Genomic DNA, 1644 nt, shown 5'->3' with positions numbered 1-1644 from the left:
GAACTTTTACCTAGAAATTCAGAAGAATTGGAGATCTTCAACTCAGCTCTTGATGAGGGATGGGCCATGGGCTCAGAACAAGCAATTGCTGAGATGAGAACTCGTGTAATTAATGCTTTTATTGACGCAACAGCCATGATCCGTTACGTGAATTTAGTTGAGTCCGGATATATAGAAAAGCCAGATATGATTATTGAAAATGTAGGAATTACGGTACAAGGAGACCAATTAGGTTTAGGCACTCAGTTCATATCTTTGAGTGGTGAGGCAGTTTGGCAGACAAACTCTGATCTCTATTCTTCACCAGTAATAAAAGACCCTAGAGGCTCTGTACGTAGGGATGCTGTTTCTAAAGTAGAAACTGAAGGCCTTACTCACGACCAAATTAAATCCATTCTCGTTGAAGAGTGACACCTACCATGAATGATATTCCATTAATACCTGTTTCAAGCGAAATGACACAAGTAGATATCGAAACTGTCATATGGAAAGCAATTGAGTACGGTGCTTCAGACATTTTAATAGACTGTAACTATCGAATCAGAATCGATGTAAACGGGCAAATCAGGGAAATCACTGATAAACAAATGCAACCTAACGCATGCCGTAATATTCTTGAATATATGCTCGGCACCAAAAAATCGCTGATTAACAATGTTAATGCAGCTACTCCTACATTTTTTGCATTCGTTACCAAAAACCCCAATGATCAATCTCAGATTAGGAGTTTCCGCATTGCAGCTATTACCTCAAGGTCACTTGAATATGGAAAGACCTATAAGATGGTTGGTAGGTTGAACCCTAAAACACCAAAGGACGCAGAATCTTTGGGTATAGAGCCGGAGCTAGTCAATCTTGTAAAGCATAACCGTAAAGGTATTCTTATGTTTGTGGGAGGGGTAGGCACAGGCAAAACAACTACTATGGCCGGAATTGTAACTTCAGTGCTAAAAACTCCCAGCCTTGGTAAGCATATCTTAGTTTTTGAGGACCCACCTGAAATTAATTATGAGGGAGTAAAGATTGCTCCTGGTAACAGTATTTCAGTTCATGAAGTAGGTTCAGTTGAAACAGACTCCGATGTTCAAAGTTTTAATCAAGGCCTTGAAGCTGCTCTTCGTCTTCGTCCAGATATCATCGTTCAGGGCGAAATACGAAGTAAAGAATCAATCGAAAACGCATTTAACGCTTCTAACACTGGCAACTTCTTGATGGCTACAATACATGCAAACTCTTGCGAGACAGCGATGAGCCGCATCTACAATATGATAGATGGAGAAAATAAGCTGGCTGTATTAGCTGGTTTTATTAGTCAACTCTCTGGCATTGTCGCTCAGATACTAGTTAGAACTCTCGACGGTGAAAGGATTGCTGTTAGAGAAACCCTATATCTAACTGAAGAAATCAGAGAAGAAATGCTGAAGTGTAAATCTGACACAGAGATATCTGTAGTAGTAAGAAGGCACCTAAAGGAACAAGAGCTTACCTTTTCTCAACAAATCGCAAACCTATATCACAACAGTGAAATTGGGCCAGAATATCTCCTTATGGAATCAGAATAATGGAATATAAACCGAAGCTGGATAGAAAAGCGGTACAAAATGCGATGAAAAGACCACTTTTCCTACTTATGGACGGGTCTAC

General features: G+C 39.9%; 2 protein-coding genes. Both read left to right on the top strand.

The genetic code is table 11. The annotated features are described in order from the left end of the window. Positions 1–411 (top strand): type IV secretory system conjugative DNA transfer family protein (locus IQR33_RS20430; protein WP_193843985.1); only part of this gene is annotated, 411 nt, incomplete at its 5' end. 8 nt (positions 412–419) lie between these two features. After that, the gene (locus IQR33_RS20425; RefSeq protein WP_025634117.1) at positions 420–1562 is read left to right on the top strand and encodes an ATPase, T2SS/T4P/T4SS family; all 1143 of its coding nucleotides are present in this window, start codon (positions 420–422) and stop codon (positions 1560–1562) included. Positions 1563–1644 lie beyond the last annotated feature (82 nt).

Origin of the sequence: Vibrio sp. OPT46, assembly GCF_015163535.1 — a bacterium.
Lineage (GTDB): Bacteria > Pseudomonadota > Gammaproteobacteria > Enterobacterales > Vibrionaceae > Vibrio > Vibrio alginolyticus.
The sequence above is the reverse complement of the archived record's forward strand: the minus strand, read 5'-3'. Positions and strand labels throughout refer to the sequence as shown.

What these genes read in the sequence shown, in the direction of transcription:
- IQR33_RS20425 (WP_025634117.1), top strand. Translation starts at nt 420, where the DNA reads ATGAATGATATTCCATTAATACCTGTTTCAAGCGAAATGACACAAGTA.